This window comes from Metabacillus sp. B2-18 (assembly GCF_021117275.1).
GTDB lineage: Bacteria > Bacillota > Bacilli > Bacillales > Bacillaceae > Metabacillus.
In genome coordinates this window covers 3,565,720-3,584,737 of the sequence record NZ_CP088245.1, presented here as the reverse complement: position 1 = coordinate 3,584,737, position 19,018 = coordinate 3,565,720, and the positions used below count along the sequence as shown (strand labels likewise).

Annotated in this window: 19 protein-coding genes and 1 other annotated feature; of the genes, 17 read left to right on the top strand and 2 right to left on the bottom strand. The window is 36.8% G+C overall.

All coding sequences use genetic code 11. The features are described from left to right. Window positions 1-112: 112 nt before the first annotated feature. From minC to pheA, 12 genes are all read left to right on the top strand, one after another. Window positions 113-796 carry a septum site-determining protein MinC gene (gene minC, locus LPC09_RS18270; protein WP_098798741.1) on the top strand — a complete coding sequence of 228 codons (684 nt, stop codon included), beginning with the start codon at window positions 113-115 and terminating at the stop codon, window positions 794-796. Window positions 797-798: 2 nt separating this feature from the next. Continuing rightward, a complete protein-coding gene (gene minD / locus LPC09_RS18265) occupies window positions 799-1,602 on the top strand; it encodes a septum site-determining protein MinD (RefSeq protein ID WP_098798742.1) in 804 nt (267 codons plus the stop codon). A gap of 142 nt (window positions 1,603-1,744) precedes the next feature. Next, window positions 1,745-2,536, top strand: a complete 792-nt coding sequence (locus tag LPC09_RS18260) for a M23 family metallopeptidase (RefSeq protein ID WP_098798744.1) — start codon at window positions 1,745-1,747, stop codon at window positions 2,534-2,536. Further along, window positions 2,529-3,395, top strand: a complete 867-nt coding sequence (locus tag LPC09_RS18255) for a M50 family metallopeptidase (RefSeq protein ID WP_098798745.1) — start codon at window positions 2,529-2,531, stop codon at window positions 3,393-3,395. Before LPC09_RS18260 ends, LPC09_RS18255 begins: the two co-directional genes overlap by 8 nt. Window positions 3,396-3,470: 75 nt before the next feature. Continuing rightward, a complete protein-coding gene (locus LPC09_RS18250) occupies window positions 3,471-4,934 on the top strand; it encodes an Rne/Rng family ribonuclease (RefSeq protein ID WP_176551170.1) in 1,464 nt (487 codons plus the stop codon). Window positions 4,935-5,010: 76 nt separating this feature from the next. Next, window positions 5,011-5,089, top strand: a sequence feature (ribosomal protein L21 leader region). Between the two features lie 12 nt (window positions 5,090-5,101). Next, the gene (gene rplU / locus LPC09_RS18245) at window positions 5,102-5,410 is read left to right on the top strand and encodes a 50S ribosomal protein L21 (RefSeq protein ID WP_098798749.1); all 309 of its coding nucleotides are present in this window, start codon (window positions 5,102-5,104) and stop codon (window positions 5,408-5,410) included. Window positions 5,411-5,421: 11 nt separating this feature from the next. Further along, on the top strand, window positions 5,422-5,754 hold the full coding sequence (locus LPC09_RS18240) for a ribosomal-processing cysteine protease Prp (protein ID WP_098798750.1): 333 nt from the start codon (window positions 5,422-5,424) through the stop codon (window positions 5,752-5,754). Window positions 5,755-5,771: 17 nt separating this feature from the next. Then, entirely contained in the window at window positions 5,772-6,062 is a 291-nt protein-coding gene (rpmA, locus tag LPC09_RS18235) for a 50S ribosomal protein L27 (RefSeq protein ID WP_026558613.1), read from the top strand. Window positions 6,063-6,365: 303 nt separating this feature from the next. Further along, window positions 6,366-6,917: a sporulation initiation phosphotransferase B gene (locus LPC09_RS18230; protein WP_098798753.1), complete on the top strand. Its 552-nt coding sequence runs from the start codon at window positions 6,366-6,368 to the stop codon at window positions 6,915-6,917. 80 nt (window positions 6,918-6,997) lie between these two features. Then, a complete protein-coding gene (obgE, locus tag LPC09_RS18225; protein WP_098798755.1) occupies window positions 6,998-8,281 on the top strand; it encodes a GTPase ObgE in 1,284 nt (427 codons plus the stop codon). 182 nt (window positions 8,282-8,463) lie between these two features. Further along, window positions 8,464-8,907: an ACT domain-containing protein gene (locus LPC09_RS18220; protein WP_098798757.1), complete on the top strand. Its 444-nt coding sequence runs from the start codon at window positions 8,464-8,466 to the stop codon at window positions 8,905-8,907. Between the two features lie 21 nt (window positions 8,908-8,928). Then, window positions 8,929-9,810 carry a prephenate dehydratase gene (gene pheA / locus LPC09_RS18215; protein WP_098798782.1) on the top strand — a complete coding sequence of 294 codons (882 nt, stop codon included), beginning with the start codon at window positions 8,929-8,931 and terminating at the stop codon, window positions 9,808-9,810. 420 nt (window positions 9,811-10,230) lie between these two features. On the opposite strand, the gene LPC09_RS18210 is transcribed toward pheA, so the two are convergent. Beyond that, window positions 10,231-10,773: a transcription repressor NadR gene (locus tag LPC09_RS18210; RefSeq protein ID WP_098798758.1), complete on the bottom strand. Its 543-nt coding sequence runs from the start codon at window positions 10,771-10,773 to the stop codon at window positions 10,231-10,233. Between the two features lie 60 nt (window positions 10,774-10,833). Next, window positions 10,834-11,961 (bottom strand): IscS subfamily cysteine desulfurase, encoded by a 1,128-nt coding sequence (locus LPC09_RS18205; RefSeq protein WP_098798759.1) that lies wholly within the window; start codon window positions 11,959-11,961, stop codon window positions 10,834-10,836. 117 nt (window positions 11,962-12,078) lie between these two features. On the opposite strand from LPC09_RS18205, the gene nadB reads away from it, so the two are divergent. The 5 genes from nadB (at window position 12,079) to LPC09_RS18180 (ending at window position 18,844) form a co-directional block, all read left to right on the top strand. Then, window positions 12,079-13,632 carry an L-aspartate oxidase gene (gene nadB, locus LPC09_RS18200; RefSeq protein WP_098798760.1) on the top strand — a complete coding sequence of 518 codons (1,554 nt, stop codon included), beginning with the start codon at window positions 12,079-12,081 and terminating at the stop codon, window positions 13,630-13,632. Window positions 13,633-13,634: 2 nt separating this feature from the next. Further along, entirely contained in the window at window positions 13,635-14,465 is an 831-nt protein-coding gene (nadC, locus tag LPC09_RS18195) for a carboxylating nicotinate-nucleotide diphosphorylase (RefSeq protein WP_098798762.1), read from the top strand. A gap of 12 nt (window positions 14,466-14,477) precedes the next feature. Further along, the gene (gene nadA / locus LPC09_RS18190) at window positions 14,478-15,590 is read left to right on the top strand and encodes a quinolinate synthase NadA (RefSeq protein WP_098798764.1); all 1,113 of its coding nucleotides are present in this window, start codon (window positions 14,478-14,480) and stop codon (window positions 15,588-15,590) included. Window positions 15,591-15,922: 332 nt separating this feature from the next. Beyond that, a complete protein-coding gene (safA, locus tag LPC09_RS18185; protein WP_098798784.1) occupies window positions 15,923-17,362 on the top strand; it encodes a SafA/ExsA family spore coat assembly protein in 1,440 nt (479 codons plus the stop codon). Window positions 17,363-17,485: 123 nt separating this feature from the next. Then, window positions 17,486-18,844: an IS1182 family transposase gene (locus LPC09_RS18180; protein ID WP_098799807.1), complete on the top strand. Its 1,359-nt coding sequence runs from the start codon at window positions 17,486-17,488 to the stop codon at window positions 18,842-18,844. Window positions 18,845-19,018 lie beyond the last annotated feature (174 nt).

The following is a 19,018-nucleotide window of genomic DNA, read 5'->3' as shown; positions in this document are numbered from 1 at the left end:
CAAAAGTCTTAGTTTTTCATATACTATCTTTCCTAAAATCTTATATTATTTGATAGTATAAAAAGGATTTAGAGCATTTCTGTCGAATAGTAAAATCGTTGAGGTGAACGTCATGAAGGTCCAAAAACAGCAATATGTTACGATAAAAGGCACTAAAGATGGCTTAACGTTACATCTCGATGATTCATGTTCTTTTGACCAATTGCTCCAGGAGCTTGAGGAAATGCTGTCTTTAAAGCAATATGTTCAACAAGGCGGTCCGGTTATTGGAGTTAATGTAAAGGTTGGAAATCGTTTCATAGATAAGAATCAGCGAGAAAAACTAGAATCGGTTATTAAGCAGAAGCGGAATCTTTTGGTAGAGTCAATTGATAGTAATGTTATGACGAAGGATGAGGCACTAAGATTAAAAAGAGAGACGGAGATCGTTTCTATTACGAAAATTGTGCGCTCCGGTCAAGTTCTTAAGGTGAATGGAGATCTACTGCTAATAGGTGATGTGAATCCAGGTGGAACAGTAAGTGCCACTGGGAATATTTTTGTTCTAGGAGCGTTAAGAGGTATTGCGCATGCTGGTGTAAATGGAAATCAACAAGCTGTAATTGCTGCTTCAATAATGAAGCCAACACAGCTGCGCATCGGTGAGGTTATTAATCGGGCTCCAGATCATATACCAAACGAAGGTAATGAGATGGAATGTGCTTATATTAATGAAGACGAAGAAATGGTAATTGAGAGATTACAGCAACTTACTCATCTACGACCGAATTTAACGAGGTTTGAAGGGGGAATCTAACAATGGGTGAAGCAATTGTCATTACCTCAGGTAAAGGTGGCGTTGGTAAGACAACGACATCGGCAAATATTGGGACAGCTTTAGCTATATTAGGCAAACGAGTTTGTCTAGTAGATACAGACATCGGTCTTCGAAACCTGGATGTTGTAATGGGGCTTGAGAACCGAATTATTTATGATTTAGTAGATGTGGTTGAAGGTCGTTGTAAAATGCATCAGGCACTTGTAAAGGACAAGCGTTTTGAGGATTTACTATATTTATTACCTGCTGCGCAAACAAGTGATAAAACGGCTGTTAAACCGGAACAAATGAAAAAGCTCATTAATGAATTAAAACAAGATTATGATTATATCGTTATTGACTGTCCTGCTGGCATCGAACAAGGATATAAAAATGCGGTGGCCGGTGCGGATAAAGCAATTGTTGTTACAACACCTGAAATTTCAGCTGTTCGTGATGCAGACCGAATTATTGGGTTACTAGAACAAGAAGAAATTGAACCACCTAAACTTATTGTTAATCGAATTCGCAACCATTTAGTGAAAAATGGAGATATGCTTGATGTAGATGAAATAGTGACACATTTATCGATTGATTTAATCGGCATTGTCGCTGATGATGATGATGTTATTAAGGCATCTAACAATGGTGAGCCGATTGCGATGAATCCAGATAACCGTGCAGCAATTGCCTACAGAAATATTGCTCGTCGAATTCTTGGAGAATCCGTCCCATTACAATCTTTAGAAGATCAAAATAAAGGGATGTTTGTAAAACTAAAAAAATTCTTCGGTGTACGAGTTTAAATACTAGATTTATAGATTAAATGACTGGTGTCTTAATTCTAACCATTTTACAATGGTGAATTTTGATACCGGTCATTTTTTGTTCATATCCTGGCAGGACAAGGCATACACTTGTACAAACTTGCTAAAAGGATGGATGGGGATGAGTCATCGAGCGGATGAAGTAAGAAAAAGAATTGCAAAGCGGAAACGCGAAAAAGGTTTATCAAATGGAAATAGTCACGAACCAAGTCGTACCTCCTTATTTATAAGTGATGAAGAGCGATATGGTGGTATTTATTCTCCTCCTACATATGAGGGGGGACCTGGCAAGCCAAACGGAGGACACCCACTCTTTCGAACAGAAGTATTTATGTTTAAGATCTTATTTTCTGCTATATTGGTTCTTGTCACAGCGATTGTCTTTAAAAATGGAGCACCGATGTTTGATCAAGCTAAATCGGTAATCAATTATTCACTTGAGGAAGAGTTTCAATTTGCGACTGTATCTAAATGGTATCAAGATCAGTTTGGAGAACCACTAGCTTTATTTCAACCAAAGGACGAAAACAAAACAGAGACAGAGAACGATACTCAAATGGTACAACTTGCTGTACCGGCCTCAGGTAAGGTGTTAGAGTCATTTAAAGACAATGGACAAGGAATAATGGTGGAAACGAATCGACCATCTGTTGAAGCGATGAATGAGGGGATTATCATCGAAGCTGGCGAAAAAGATCAAACAGGGCTTACGATTGTTCTTCAACATGCTGATGGCACAAAGTCATGGTATGGAAACTTAGATAAAGTGGATGTTGCTCTTTATGACTATGTTGAAAAAGGTAAGGAGTTAGGTAAAATAAAACTTTCTGAAAATCAAAAAGGAACGTATTATTTTGCGATTAAAAAGGGCGATGCATTTATAGACCCAATTCAGGTGATTCAATTTGAGTAAATATCTTTCACTTCTACAAAAAATTCATATACATCCTTTGTTATGGGTCATGATTGCTATTAGTATCGTTACTGCAAATTTCAAACCCCTCTTCTTTTTAATGATTATTATTTTTGTACATGAAATGGGCCATGCAATAAGTGCTCATTTTTTTTCTTGGAGGATAAAAAATATTATGCTTCTCCCATTTGGTGGGGTTGCCGAGGTTGATGAACATGGTAATCGCTCATTAAAAGAAGAGTTTATTGTGGTGCTTGCAGGTCCTATCCAGCATCTTTGGCTTCAAGGTACAGTTTTTCTATTGTATTTTTTCGGGTTCGTAAACCCGGATGATTATCAACTGTTTTCGTTTTATAATATGACCATTCTTCTTTTTAATTTATTACCAATCTGGCCCCTTGATGGCGGAAAGCTGTTATTTATTTTATTCTCAAATTTTTGGTCATATCAAAAAGCCCACTTTCATATGATGATTTCTTCTCTTATCTTTTTAGGATTATACGTAGTGAGTACGGTGTTGTTTTCACCAACACATCTTAATATGTGGATCATTACTACTTTCCTTATTTATAGTTTGTATCATGAACATAAAAACAGAATGTACAGTTGTCTACGATTTTTAATGGAAAGATATTATGGAAAACAGGCATCAATTAATCATATAAAGCCAATTGTTGTGGAAGAAAATGAGCTCATTTATGATGTGCTTCTTCAATTTCAAAGAGGCTGTAAGCACTTAATAATTGTTGAAAGAGATGGCGTGAAGATTTCTCAAATGGATGAAAATGAGTTACTGCATGCTTATTTTGCTGATAAATTAACAGATTCAAAAATAGGTGATCTTGTGTATGCCTATTAATTCTCTTGTCCATGTTATGGTATAGTAAAATTACACTTACGTTGAATTTAAGTTAGAGAAAGAGAGTTCATAACTGTGAGAAGAATAATCATAAATGAAAAAACAAAAGAAACAAGATGTGCTGTTCTTGAGGAAGAGCAACTCGTTGAAATCCATCAATCATATTCCTCAGAAGATGAAATTGTAGGAAATATTTTTGCAGGTCGTGTTAAAAAGGTTTTGCCAGGTATGCAGGCTGCGTTTGTTGATATCGGATTACCTCATAACGGCTATTTGCATCGTAATGATTTGGTGAGCTTTCAACTTGCCGAATCTTCTACAAAATCATCCGTCTCTCATTATGTTAGAGAAGGTGAGCTGCTGCTTGTTCAAGTGGTTAAAAGCGGAACAGATCAAAAAGGACCTAAACTAACAACAAATATTGAATTTGGTGGCAGTCATTTAGTGTATATGCCTTATGGCAATTATAAAGCTGTGTCTAAAAAGATCACAGATGAAACAGAGAGAAATCGCCTTTTGGCTCTTACAGAGGAATTTTGTAAGAATCAAGAGGGGATTCTTTTGCGTACGGCAAGCAAAGGGAAATCCAAGAAAGATTTAGAAGAAGAGTATAATAGTCTGAAGATGAAGTTTGAACAAGTGAAAAAGATAGCTATTTCGAAGCCACAATGTGTATATGAAGCAAGGAGTTTTGTTGATCGTCTTATGAATGAAATGTCTATCAGGAAGGAAGACACGTTAATTAGTGATCAACTTGAACGTGTGCAGAGCCTTAAAACAGAATACCCCGAGTCATCAATCGTTTATCATGATAAAAAGGAGGGAATATTCTCATTTTATAAAATCGAGCAGGAAATAGAGAAATTATTGAAACAAATTGTTTGGTTAAAGAACGGTGCATACATCATTATTGAGCAAACAGAGGCCATGACGATAATTGACGTAAATACCGGGAAATTTTCCGGGAAATTATCGATGCGTGACACCGTTTTGAAAACAAATGAATTGGCCGCAATTGAGGCTGCAAAACAAATTCGCCTTCGTAATCATAGTGGCATTATTTTAATTGATTTTATTGATATGAAGCAAAAGGAAGATCGACAGTTTATTGAAGAAACAGTAAAGAAACAAATGAAACAAGACCGTGTACAGCATAAGGTTTTAGGATTTACCGAGTTAAATATTTTACAAATAACAAGGAAAAAGGTTCGACAACCTGTCGATATTTCTATAACCGAACCATGTAGACTTTGCAAAGGTACAGGGCGAATGCCATCAGCAGAAGCTATCGCTTTTAAGCTTGAACGGGAACTATGGGAATATCAGTTTATGGATGAGGAAGCTGTGTGGATTGAAGCAACTAATGATGTTATACACTTGTTAGCCGGTGAAAATAATGAACATCTTATAAAACTTGAGGAAATATTAAAAATAACTATTATATGTTCTGAGTATCATACCTCGAACCCAAGCTATCGGATAAAACAGTTTGGCGATTATCAATCAATAATGGAAAGGGTTCGCACATATTCAAAGTAAAATAAAGTTTAAAGAAAAATCTATTGCATAATCTTTATGTTTTTGATAATATGTTTAATGTTATGACTTGTAGCGCACCGTGCTACAACCGCTCAAAATATGGTAGTAAGTAATGCTATGGCATTCACCTGATTTTGGCGAGTCTTAGTCTATAGGAGGTGCAGAGAATGTACGCAATTATCGAAACTGGTGGTAAACAAATCAAGGTTGAAGAAGGTCAAGTTATCTACGTTGAAAAACTAGCTGCTGACCAAGGTGAAACTGTTACGTTTGACAAAGTTTTATTTGTAGGTGGAGACAACGTTCAAGTTGGTAGCCCAACTGTAAGTGGTGCTTCTGTTACGGCTAAAGTTGAAAAACAAGGTCGTCAAAAGAAAATCACTGTTTTCAAATACAAAGCTAAGAAAAACTACCGTAAAAAGCAAGGTCACCGTCAGCCTTACACAAAAGTTGTTATTGAAAAAATCAACGCGTAAGGCGATTTGAAATGATAAATGCCAAAATTTATCGTTCAAATGAGGGACTAATTACAGCGTTCATCTTATCTGGACATGCTGAATTCGATGAATACGGCAAAGACATTGTTTGCGCTGGAGCATCTGCTGTTACCTTCGGAGCTGTTAATGCAGTTCTCTCGTTAACAAACATTGAACCACAAATTGATCAAGGAGGAGAAGGAGGATATCTCAAAGTAGAAATCCCCGAAAATCTCGATGCATCAACAAGTGACAAAGTTCAATTGTTATTAGAAGGTATGGTTGTTTCATTACAAACAATTGAAAGAGAGTATGGACAATATATTTCGGTAACTCATCATTAAGCAGGAGGTGAAACTTCATGTTAAGATTAGATCTTCAGTTCTTCGCATCTAAGAAAGGGGTAGGTTCGACTAAAAACGGTCGTGACTCTATCTCAAAACGTCTTGGTGCTAAGCGTGCAGATGGTCAGTTCGTTTCTGGTGGTTCAATTCTTTACCGTCAACGCGGTACAAAAATTTACCCAGGTGAAAACGTTGGCCGTGGCGGTGATGATACACTATTCGCAAAAGTTGATGGTGTTGTTAAGTTCGAACGTTTCGGACGTGACCGTAAAAAAGTTAGCGTATATCCAGTAGCTCAAGAAGCTTAATTTTACGAAAAACTCTAACCGGCTAGGTTAGAGTTTTTTAATTAAATGGTTATGTTCATGTAGTAATATCCAATTGAATCTATAGTGATAAAAAACAACAATTAGAACAGTACATAAGCTCTCTATTCTTATTCAACTCTACTACACGTCACGTATTTTCAACTTCATTTAATACAATTCTTCTTAAATTAGAAATTACTCCTTAAGTTCTAATACAATGTTTGTTATAATTTTTAATACAGCCTAAAAATAAGTATAACTCCTTTATGAAAATGATTTTAATTAAATAGTAGGAGAAATTGTATGAAAAACAATCAAAATGATATGAATATTATTGATCTTTTAAGTCATTCCCGGCATGACTGGATGAATAAATTGCAGTTAATTAAGGGTAATATGTCACTACAAAAATATGATCGTGTTCAGGATATTATTGAAGAGATTGTCATTGAAGCACAGCAAGAATCAAAGTTGTGTAATCTGCACATGCCTTTATTTGCAAGTTACCTCATGACGTTTAATTGGTATAGTCATCATTTTACATTAGAATATGAAGTTTTAGGTGATATAAAGAGCTTTTCACACTATGATGAACCAATTACAAAATGGAGTAAGGAATTTTTGGATATACTAGATAACACCGTTGATTACTCGGGTGAAAATCATGTAAGTATTACTTTGAATACAGGTCATTCTAATGAAGAAGGAATTCGTTTCTTTTTTGATTTTGAAGGCATACTAAAAGATAAAGAGCAAATAAAGAATTGGTTTGAAAGATCAGGGAATCATGCTATTCAGGTAGATGAACTGGAAATTAGTACATACCAGATAACGGTGGCGTTATCACTCATGTGATTCCAATTACTCATTTTCTTTAATAGTGAGCTGAATATAAGCTTACTTTATGTATAGGTATGTAGAACGGAGGAAGACAAATGTTTGTCGATCAGGTCAAGGTTTATGTAAAAGGTGGCGACGGTGGAAACGGAATGGTTGCCTTTCGTCGCGAGAAGTATGTTCCAAAGGGAGGTCCTGCTGGTGGTGATGGCGGCAACGGAGCTGACGTTGTTTTTGAAGTAGAAGAAGGACTACGAACGTTAATGGACTTTAGATACAAACGTCATTTTAAGGCACCTCGTGGAGAACATGGCATGTCAAAAAATCAACATGGTAAAAATTCTTCACCAATGATTGTAAAAGTTCCACCAGGGACTGTTGTGACAGATGAAGTAACAGGACAAGTTATCGCCGATTTAACTGAACATGGACAACAAGCGGTTATAGCAAAAGGTGGCCGTGGTGGTAGAGGGAATAGTCGATTTGCTACCCCTGCAAACCCTGCTCCAGAGCTTTCAGAAAACGGAGAACCAGGTATTGAGCGAAATGTTATTTTAGAATTAAAGGTATTAGCTGATGTTGGATTAGTTGGGTTTCCAAGTGTAGGTAAATCTACATTATTATCCGTTGTGTCATCTGCAAAACCTAAAATTGCTGAATATCACTTTACAACTCTAGTTCCAAATTTAGGAATGGTCGAAACGGAAGATGGAAGAAGCTTCGTTATGGCAGACCTTCCAGGATTGATTGAAGGAGCTCATGAGGGTATTGGTTTAGGTCATCAATTCCTTAGACATATTGAAAGAACGCGTGTTATTGTTCATGTGATTGATATGTCCGGGTTAGAGGGAAGAGATCCTTATGAAGACTATTTAACGATTAATGCGGAGTTAAAGGAATATAACTTACGTTTAACAGAAAGACCGCAAATTATTGTAGCCAATAAAATGGACATGCCTGATTCTGAGGAAAATCTTAAATCATTTAAAGAAAAGTTAGAGGAAGATCTACAAATTTTCCCTATTTCGGCCATCACAAGAGAAGGTGTTCGAGAACTATTATACGCAGTTGCAGATGCAATTGAACAAGCTCCAGAATTTCCTCTTTATGAAGAAGAAGAAACAGAAAATCGTGTTGTGTATGAGTTCAAGAAAGAAGAGCCGAATTTTGCTATTTCTCGTGACAGTGAAGGGGCATATGTTCTAACAGGAGAGAAAATCGAAAAACTCTTCAAAATGACAGATTTCTCTCGAGAAGAGTCTGTGAGACGATTTGCACGTCAGCTTCGCGGCTTGGGTGTTGATGAAGCATTGCGTGAACGTGGAGCAGAAGATGGAGACATTGTTAAATTAATGGATTATGAATTTGAATTCGTTGAATAGCAGATTAAACTAAGCTAGTAGGGAGCTGAACGTTAGCTCTCTTTTTTTATGTCTTAATTAAAACCTATACATATATTTTGGTCAATTTATAAGGAAATTTCGTTTTTCTTCTGAAAAAAGGAAGAAATTTAGCCAATATTGTGATAAATTATCTACATTGAGAAAAAAGTGGGAGGGAAATCATGAAGGACGATACCTTTTATTTGGTGCGTGAGGATATATTACCTGAAGCGATGAAAAAAACACTTGAGGTAAAGAAGTTAATAGAAAGAGGGAAGGTAGACTCTGTAGCTGAAGCTGTGCAGCGTGTTGATATGAGCCGTAGCGCTTTTTATAAATATCGAGATGCTGTGTTTCCGTTTCACACAATGGTTAAAGAAAAACTGATTACCCTTTTTTTTCACTTAGAAGATCGTAGTGGTACACTTTCTCATTTGTTATCTGTTGTCGCAAATGCTGGTTGTAATGTGTTAACGATACATCAAACGATTCCAATTCAAGGCCGTGCTAATGTAACGCTATCACTTAATACTAATGGGATGACAGAAGAAATAAATCAGCTTATGTCCAAGCTAAGAAGATTAGAGTTTGTTGAAAAGGTTGAGATTTTAGGGCAAGGAGCATAAGGAGTTGAATGGAAGTTGGCAATTAAGGTAGGTTTTTTAGGTCCGAAAGCAACATTTACCCACTTAGCTGTTCAATCATATTTTGGAGATGACATTGAGCAAGTAGCTTACTCCACAATACCGCAATGTATTGATGCAGTAGCTGGTGGGGAGATTGATTTTGCCGTCGTACCTACCGAAAATGCACTTGAAGGATCAGTAAATTTAACGATAGACTATTTAATCCATGAGCAACCATTATATATAGTAGGGGAAATTGTTTCACCAATCGAGCAACACTTTATGGTTCATCCTGCTAATAGAGAGAAGTGGGAACAAGTGAATCGTGTTTATTCTCATTCCCATGCTATTGCTCAATGTCATAAATTTTTGCATAAAACGTTTAAAGGCATTACATATGACTATGCTACATCAACTGGAGCAGCAGCTTACTATGTGAGTCAGCATTCCGAAGAACTTGTCGCAGCTATTGCAAACAAGCTAGCAGCAGAGGAATATGGTTTAGAAATAGTAAAGGCAAATATTCATGATTATCATTATAATCATACTCGTTTTGCTATTGTTCATCCGTCTCTTGATGGGGAGTATCCAAGCTCAAAATTGGTGTCGGAGAAGGAAAAAACAACATTAATGGTTACCTTGCCATCTGATCAGTCAGGTGCGTTGCATCAAGTGTTATCCGCGTTTACCTGGCGGAAGCTAAACCTTTCGAAAATCGAATCTAGACCAATGAAAACCGGTTTAGGAAACTACTTTTTTATCATTGATATTGATATGAAAGTAGATGAAGTCTTAATACCAGGAGCGATCTCAGAATTGGAAGCACTTGGCTGCGGCGTAAAGCTGTTAGGTACTTATGATGCTTATATGATTAAGCAGGGTGCAGAAAAAGAGGCAAAATAAGAAAAGTGATCTCCTTACTTGAATAACCGATGGTTTAAATAAGCGGAGTTTTTCCGGTTAGACTGAAGAATGAGCTTGGTTCGGGGAAATAAGCGGAATTTTCCCCGTTAAGCAAACTAAAATGGTTCCTTTTCATCTTTTTTGATTAAATAAGCGGAATCTTTCCGTCTATTACATCTATTTTTCGTGCTATTTCCTCAATAAGAGGAATCTCTCCGCTTATTTTAGTAGCTTATTTCCTGGTGATCCATGAAGATTTGGTAATCGCTTAATCGGGTGCTTCACTTGGTGTAAAAAATGCTTGGAGTATCTCCAAGCATTTTTCTTTGCTGATTTTCTTACCAAATTGCTTTTTAAGCCTAGCACGAATTACTATACGAAATGTAATGTTAATTCGTATAGTGTACTTTTGCGTCACCTTTATTCTTTTACTAAAAATCCAGCCTTACTTAACTCTTCACAAGCTAGATCTAATTTTTCGCTTGTATCTGCCTGCAACGTATGAAGGTGTAGACCTTCTGTTAATTGTGATAAATAAGCAGCATTATGCTGATTGATTTTTTTCATGAATTCTTTTACATCATTTCGATTTCCAACCATAATAGATGCTGTTAAGTCACCGTAAACAGGATGTTCAACAATAACATCTTTGATGAAAACACCGTGATCCACCAGAATGGTTAGTTCCTCTTCTGTTCGTTCAGGATTATGACTACATGCAATAATACGTTCATGCAATTTTTGTTCATTCGCTTCTTTATTTAAATAAACATAGCCTTGACTTGTTGCCATAATTGGATGGTTTTTGGCTTTTAGTAGCGAAATATCCTGTACAATAACTTGTCTGCTCACATTCGCTAAAGTTGCCAGCTCTCCACCCGTGATGGGCTCCTCGGCATTTATTAGTCTGTCTAATAATAGGCTTCTTCGTTCTTCTCCTAATATTTTATCTTTCATTTTCATTCCTCCAGAGTACACTCTATACACTAGTAAACCATTGCTTTTTATATTCCATCAAGTTTTTTAGAAATTTTCTACAATTCTTATTAAAATATCAGTAAAACGTCTAATATGTTCTTCCGTAGTATCCTTTCCGAAAGACGCCCTAATAAATTGCTTTGCTTCTTGATCACTATATCCTAATGCAACAACAGATTTCGGGGGAGCCTGCATTCCGACTTGACATGCACTTCCTGTTGATACAGCAAAGCCAAACCGATTACATTCGAGCATGACATATTGTCCCTCGATTCCCTTGACCATAATAGGCAGTATGTTTGGCAGGGAGTGAAACTTGTCATCCCAGTTTAATATAGTTATTTTTTCCTTATAAGGCTGAAGTAACTCAATAAACAAATTTTTTAACTTTTGATAGTGATTGTAGAAGTCATTTCTATTAGTCATTATATCATTGGCTGCTGTTGCAAATGCTGCAGCAGCAGGAACATCGACTGTTCCAGGTCGAAACCCGAATTCGTGTGTTGTACCTGGTATGACAGGGTGCCAATGAATAGATGGATTTATATATGCTGCCCCGATTCCTTTAGGGCCGTAAATTTTGTGACTTGAAATTGATATTGCATCAATATTGGTAACATTCAGAGGTATTTTTCCAAATGTTTGAACACAATCACTATGAAAAATAATTCCCATTTCTTTTAAAGATAGTCCAATTTCTTCAATAGGCTGTATGCTTCCTATCTCTGAATTACCGTGTTGAATGGAGACAAGTCCTGTATCACTCTTTATTGCCTTTTTTACTGAAGATAATGAAATGTTCCCATATTTATCAGGAGATAAGAAAGTTACTTCAAACCCTTCAGATTCTAGCTTTTTGAAATAAGTAAAAAGCGAAGAATGCTCCATTACAGTGGTAATCAAATGTTTTTTGTTAGAATCTAAGCCATTTAATAAAGATTGAACAGCAACTATATTTGCTTCACTACCTCCGCTTGTAAAATAAACGCCTTTTTCATTTCCGCCAATAGAATCTCCAATGATTTTTCTAGAGGCATGTAGTGTTTTTGCTGAAATTTCCCCAATATCATGTAAGCTACTGCTGTTTCCAAATGCACTTTTTGCGGCTTTCGTATATATGTGAAGAGCATTGTCACTCATTGGTGTTGTTGCTGCATAGTCAAGATAAATCACGGTATCACCCCTATTATTCTAATAATCTTATAAAGATAGAAATAAAAACTCTTGTCATTATTTTAAATTTATGTAAATATAGGTGTCAAGACAGGTGTAAATTACAGGAGGGGTGTTATGCCTCAAACAGATGTTATTATTATCGGTAGTGGACTTGCGGCACTTTCTGCTGCGTATCATCTTCGTTACCTGAATGTGACAATCATTACAAAGTCTTCATGGTCAGCAAGTAATTCAATGCTTGCCCAAGGTGGAGTCGCTGCAGCAGTAGATTCAAAAGATTCTTGGAAGCTTCATTATGAAGATACATTGGCTGCTGGTTGTGATCATAATCATGTGCAGAACGTTGAGTACCTTGTACAAGATGGTCCTTCTGAGATTCAGGGGTTAATACAAAATGGAATGAATTTTGATACTAATCCATACGGACAATTATTGCTTGGGAAAGAAGGGGCTCATAGTAGGAATCGGATTATTCATGCTGGTGGAGATGCAACTGGTAAAGAGTTGACCACTTTTCTGTATCAAAAGACGAAAAAATATGTTTCTATGATTGAAAATGAAATGGCGATCGAGCTAGTGATTGAGAGTGGAAAATGTGTTGGTGTTAATACAAAAAACAACAAAGGGGAATGTAAGCAATACCTAGCAAGTAAAACAATTATTGCAAGTGGTGGTTGTGGAGCTGTTTATGGGCATACCTCAAATGCAGATGTGATCACGGGTGATGGAATTGCAATGGCATATAGGGCAGGAGCAGACATTGCTGATATGGAATTTATTCAATTTCATCCGACGATGCTTCATATAGATGGAAAGTGTGTTGGCCTTATTTCTGAGGCTGTTCGAGGAGAAGGAGCCATTTTAATTAATCAAAATGACGAAGCTTTTATGAGTAAATTGCATCCTCAAGCTGACTTGGCTTCAAGAGATATTGTTTCAAGAGCCATTTTCTATGAAATGAAAAAAGGAAATCGTGTTTTTCTAGATATCTCTATGATCGAGAACTTTTCTTTAAGATTTCCTACGATTTCTGCACTTTGCAGAAAATATGGAGTAAAACTTGAATTAGGAAAAATCCCCGTTGCTCCTGGCATGCATTTTTTGATGGGTGGTATCGTTACAAATGATAAAGGGGAGACAAGTATTAAGAACTTATATGCAATTGGTGAAGCGGCATGTACAGGTGTACACGGTGCCAACCGGTTAGCAAGCAACTCTTTGTTGGAAGGGCTTGTATTCGGTCAAAGATTGGCAACTTATCTTTTATCACAACCTTTTGAACATCAAACTACAACGAATATTAATCTTCACTCAAATAAAAATAGTAATTATGACAACAAAAAACTTCCGACTAAACAAGAAATTCAAGAAATCATGACAAAATATGTTGGAATTCAAAGAACAGAGGAAGAGCTTCTTTTCGCAAAGCAATGGTTTGAATCTTATCGGGATCAGATCTCTTTTTGGGATATTAATGTGAAGGATTTCACAATAGATGAAATAGAAAGAACAAATATGCTGACAGTTGGTTGGTTGATCACAACTTCTTCTCTTAGCAGGACTGAGAGTAGAGGCGGTCATTATCGTTTAGATTATCCAAATCAAGTAGAAAAATGGCATCGAAAACAAGTATTTAGATCAAAGAATGAAATGGTTGTGGGGGTATAAAAGTGAATGTTATAAAACTAAAGAAAAAGTTGGAAGAGTTTTTCTTAGAAGACCTAGGTGAATTAGATGTATCCAGTCAGACGATCTTTGGCGTGGAGGCTAGAGGAGAGGCTGTTATTCTTGCGAAAGAAGAGGGAGTACTTGCAGGAGTGAACATTATTGAAGCTGGTTATTCTTTATTTCATTCTGATGTAATAGTAAATCTAAAAAAACAAGATGGTGATCTTCTTCAAAAAGGAGACATTATTGCAGAAATTGAAGGACCGGTTGCCGTTATTTTAAGTGGAGAACGTGTTATCTTAAATCTGCTTCAACGCATGAGTGGAATTGCAACATTAACAAATAAAGCTATCCACTTGCTTCAATCAAATACTACAAGGATTTGTGATACAAGAAAAACATCTCCTGGTTTAAGAATGTTTGAAAAATACGCTGTTCGTTGTGGTGGCGGATTTAATCATCGTTTTGGCTTGTATGATGGAGTGATGATTAAAGATAATCATATCGCATTTTCTGGCTCAATTAAAAATGCTGTAAATAAAGTAAGAGAAAGTACGGGACATATGATAAAAATTGAAGTGGAAATTGAAACAGAGGAGCAGTTACAAGAAGCGATTGATGCAGGTGCGGATGTGATTATGTTTGATAATCGGTCACCAGAAGAGGTAGCGAGATTTGCAGAAATAACACCAAAGCATATTATCACTGAAGCTTCTGGTGGAATTGGCTTGCACAATTTAGCGGATTATCGTCATACGAATGTTGACTATATATCCTTAGGAATACTTACACATTCATACAGATCATTAGATATAAGCTTAAATGTAAAATAGGGGGGAACATCAATGGAACTGTTAGATATCCTTGAACACGAAAAGAAAGAAATGATGCCGGAATTCTATAAAAATTTAACAACTGAAGAAATGGAAAGAAGAGTAAAGGAAATTAAAGAGAAATTCGGTACAAAGCTTTATATACCAGGACATCATTATCAAAAAGATGAAGTTGTCCAATTCTCTGATGTTACTGGTGATTCTCTGCAATTAGCTCAAGCGGCAGCATTAAATAAAGAGGCTGAGTATATTGTATTTTGCGGTGTTCATTTTATGGCTGAAACAGCAGATATGTTAACATCAGAAAATCAAAAAGTAATTTTACCTGATATGAGAGCCGGGTGTTCAATGGCCGATATGGCAGATATTGATCAAACAGATCGTGCGTGGGAAAAGCTGCAAATGATTTTTGGAGATACAATTCTTCCGCTAACTTATGTTAACTCGACTGCAGCAATTAAAGCATTTGTTGGTAAAAATGGTGGAGCAACGGTAACATCATCCAATGCAAAAAAAATGCTAGAATGGGCATTTACTCAAAAACAACGGATTTTATTTTTACCGGATCAGCATTTAGGAAGAAACACAGCTTATGATTTAGGGGTTCCTTTAGACAAAATGGCAATCTGGAATCCGATTACGAATGAGCTGGAGTATGAAGGTAATCATGTAGAAGAAATTGTTGTCATTCTTTGGAAGGGACATTGTTCTGTTCACGAGAATTTTACAGTAAAAAATATTGAACATATCCGAAAAACAGAGCCTGATATGAATATCATTGTTCACCCTGAATGTAGTCGTGAAGTTGTTGGCTTATCTGATTACGCCGGTTCTACTAAATATATTATTGATATGATCGAGGCAGCTGAACCAGGAACAAAGTGGGCAATTGGAACAGAAATGAACCTTGTTAATCGACTCATCCAAAATCATTCAGATAAAAAAATTGTCTCATTAAATCCATTTATGTGCCCGTGTTTAACAATGAACCGCATTGACTTGCCTCATCTTCTCTGGGCCTTAGAAGGACTTGAAAAGGGAGAAATCTCTAACCAAATTGTTGTACCGGAACAAATTACAAAAGATGCTGTTTTAGCATTAGATCGTATGCTCGCAAATGTATAAAATACACCTAAAAGGAATCGACTTAGTCGGTTCTTTTTTTATTTTAATGAGATAACTTAATTCTCTTTAAAAAAACTCTAATAATTTTCAACACTGAATCATAGTATTGTAACAAGGTCTGTTTCCATTAGGTTTATCCACTTTTATTATCATTTTATTCATATTCGCCATTTCTTACTCATAAATTGTTATGAAGATTAATGGCATTATCTGAATTCTTTATAACTTGCTCAAGCAACATAATGATTTCTTCATTTGTCAATCATCATTATGTTCATTCATTCATCGAAGAAGTTGGCTTAGATTTATTTTTAGGCTTAGGAGGGAAAGCATTGAAAATTCATATTGTACAAAAAGGCGACACTCTTTGGAAAATTGCAAAAAAATACGGAGTTGATTTTGAAGAGTTAAAAGGAATGAATACACAATTAAGTAATCCAGATCTTATCATGCCTGGAATGAAGATCAAAGTACCTTCTGGTAATGTAGCTGTAAAAAAAGAAGCACCAATTAAGAAGGAAGCGCCTATACAGCAAACAGCGCCAATAAAAAAAGAGGCACCTATACAGCAAATTGCACCAATTCAAGAGGAGGCTCCTATCCAGAAGCAAATGCCTAACGCCGAGCATCCATTTGCAAAAGAAAAGCCAAAGGCAGTAGTAGATGTTGAAGACACTATGCCAAAAGAGCCTTTAACAGAAAAACCATCAAAACCCTATATACCGCCTGTACCAAATGCGCAACATCCGGTATATACTGGCATGGATGTGAATAATTATTATACGGTGAATATGGCGATGATGCCAAACATGGCAAATCCACAACTTCCACCAAAACCGGCAAATGTCTTGCCTGATATGACAAAAGTAGACGCAGAAGAAAAACTAGAGCCATTTTACTTACCAGAAGCAACAGAAGATAAGGAGGACTTAAAAGATATGGCCAATATGCCTAATGTACCAAACATGCCGAATTTAGCTAATATGGCAAATGTCCCGAATGTACCTAATATGCCACAAATGCAGATGCCTGCTTATAATCAGCCGGCAATGTACCAGCCGCAATATGTTTCACCGCAGTATATGGTACCAGTTTCACCCGTTTTACCAGGATCAGGTCTTTGTCCACCTGCTCCATACTATCCAATGCAAATGCCATATGGATATGGACCAGGGATGGGGATGATGCCGAACCAACCTTATCCAACGCAACTAAGTCCTGAGGAATATGATGAAGATGATGATTATGATTATGAAAATCAGGGACATATGCAAAATATGCCATACCCACAAGCAGCACCTGCTCAATATGCACCAAACTTTCCAGTAAATCCATATGCAGGAGTACCTGTGTCACTAGTTATGCCTGGACCGGGCTTCACTGGATATCCTAACCAGGTTATGGGTGCTTATGATGAAATGCCTGATGAGTATGAGTATGAAAACCAACCACAAATGCCAAGTATGCCATATCCACAGGCAGTAGCACCGGCATATGATCAAGATGATTGTGGTTGCGGAGGACCAACACCATATGCAAATCCATACCAATATGGCGGATACCCTATGGCACAACCATATGGCGGTTTTCCAGCTCAGCAACCGTATCAGCAGCCATATCAACAACCATATCAGCAACCATTTATGGCCCAACCAGGTTATGCCCCATATGGTGCAGGTCCTTATGGATACAATCCAGCGCAACCAGCCCCAGGTGGTCAAATGTTTGGAATGCCTAATTATGATGAACGTGATGAAGAAGAAGAAGATTAATTTGCTTAAAAGCAAGGGTGAAAGCACCCTTGCTTCAGACTGTAGACAAACTCAAGAAAATTGAGTTTGCTTACAGTCTTTTTTAATTTAAACTTGTATTAAGAAAATCTTGAGGTGATAAATATGCTTTCGAAACATAATTCCATACAACGAGATCAAATTGAAATGATCGCTTTAGATCAACTTGTACCAGCGGACCATTTGGTTCGCAAAATAGAGGCTGCGATTGATTTCTCTTTTATTTATGACTTAGTGGAAGATATGTATTCTGAAGTAGGCCGCCCGAGTATTGATCCAGTCATTCTGATTAAACTAACCTTCATTCAATATACCTTCGGTATTCGTTCGATGCGTAAGACAATTGAAGAGGTTCAAACAAACATGGCCTATCGATGGTTCTTGGGCTATGGTTTCCATGATAAAGTACCGCACTTCTCTACCTTCGGGAAAAATTACGAACGTAGATTTAAAGATACAGATATATTTGAACAAATATTCTATCGTATATTAAAGAGTGCTGCAGAGAAAAACCTTATTAGTGCAGAACACATATTCATTGATTCTACTCATGTAAAAGCTAGTGCTAATAAGCATAAATTTCAAAAGAAGGTCGTACGGAAAGAAACAAGAGCTTACCAAGAGCGTCTTCAAGAAGAGATTAATCAAGATCGTGAAGATCATGGGAAAAAGCCTTTTTCACCAGATAAGTTTGACAAGGCAGAATCAAAAGAAATCAAGGAAAGTACAACTGATCCAGAAAGTGGTTACTACGTTAAAGACGAACGCACAAAACAGTTTGCCTATTCATTTCACGCAGCAGCAGATCGCAAAGGTTTTGTATTAGGCGTGGATGTTACACCAGGTAATATTCATGACAGTCAAATGTTAGAGCCATTGGTTGAAGATGTAAGCGAGATAATAGGAAAACCAAATGCTGTTGCTGCAGATGCTGCTTATAAGACTCCAGCGATTACAAAGTACTTAATAGAAAACAATATTATTCCAGCAGTACCTTACACAAGACCACGTACAAAAGATGGATTCTTCCGAAAACATGAATATGTTTATGATGAACACTTCGATTGTTACTTATGTCCAGCTGGGGAAATCTTGAAATACTCTACAACAACTAAAGAGGGATATAGAGAGTACAAATCTCCAAAGCACATTTGCGCAACGTGTCCATTATTGGCTCAATGTACAAAGAGTAAAGATCACCAAAAAGTGGTGACGCGCCATATCTGGCAAGAATACGTAGAAGAGGCAGACCATCTACGTCATCATCAAGATGTAAAACCGATATATGCAAAACGGAAAGAAACAATTGAACGTGTATTTGCGGATGCCAAAGAAAAGCATGGGATGCGTTGGACAACTTTGAGGGGACTCAAAAAATTGACAATGCAGGCGATGCTTACTTTTGCTGCCATGAACTTAAAGAAGATGGCCAACTGGACTTGGAAAGGTCCAGTAATAGTATAATATAGAGACTCGAAGAGTCTCTTTTTCATAAAAGTTGAACGAAATTAATATAAAATCGCAAAAAGGGTTTGGAATGTATTACATTCCAAACCCTTTTTGTCGACAGTCTGAAGCAAGGGTGAAAGCACCCTTGCTTTTTTATATTTTTCTTAAGTCAAACCTTACTTCTCAAGC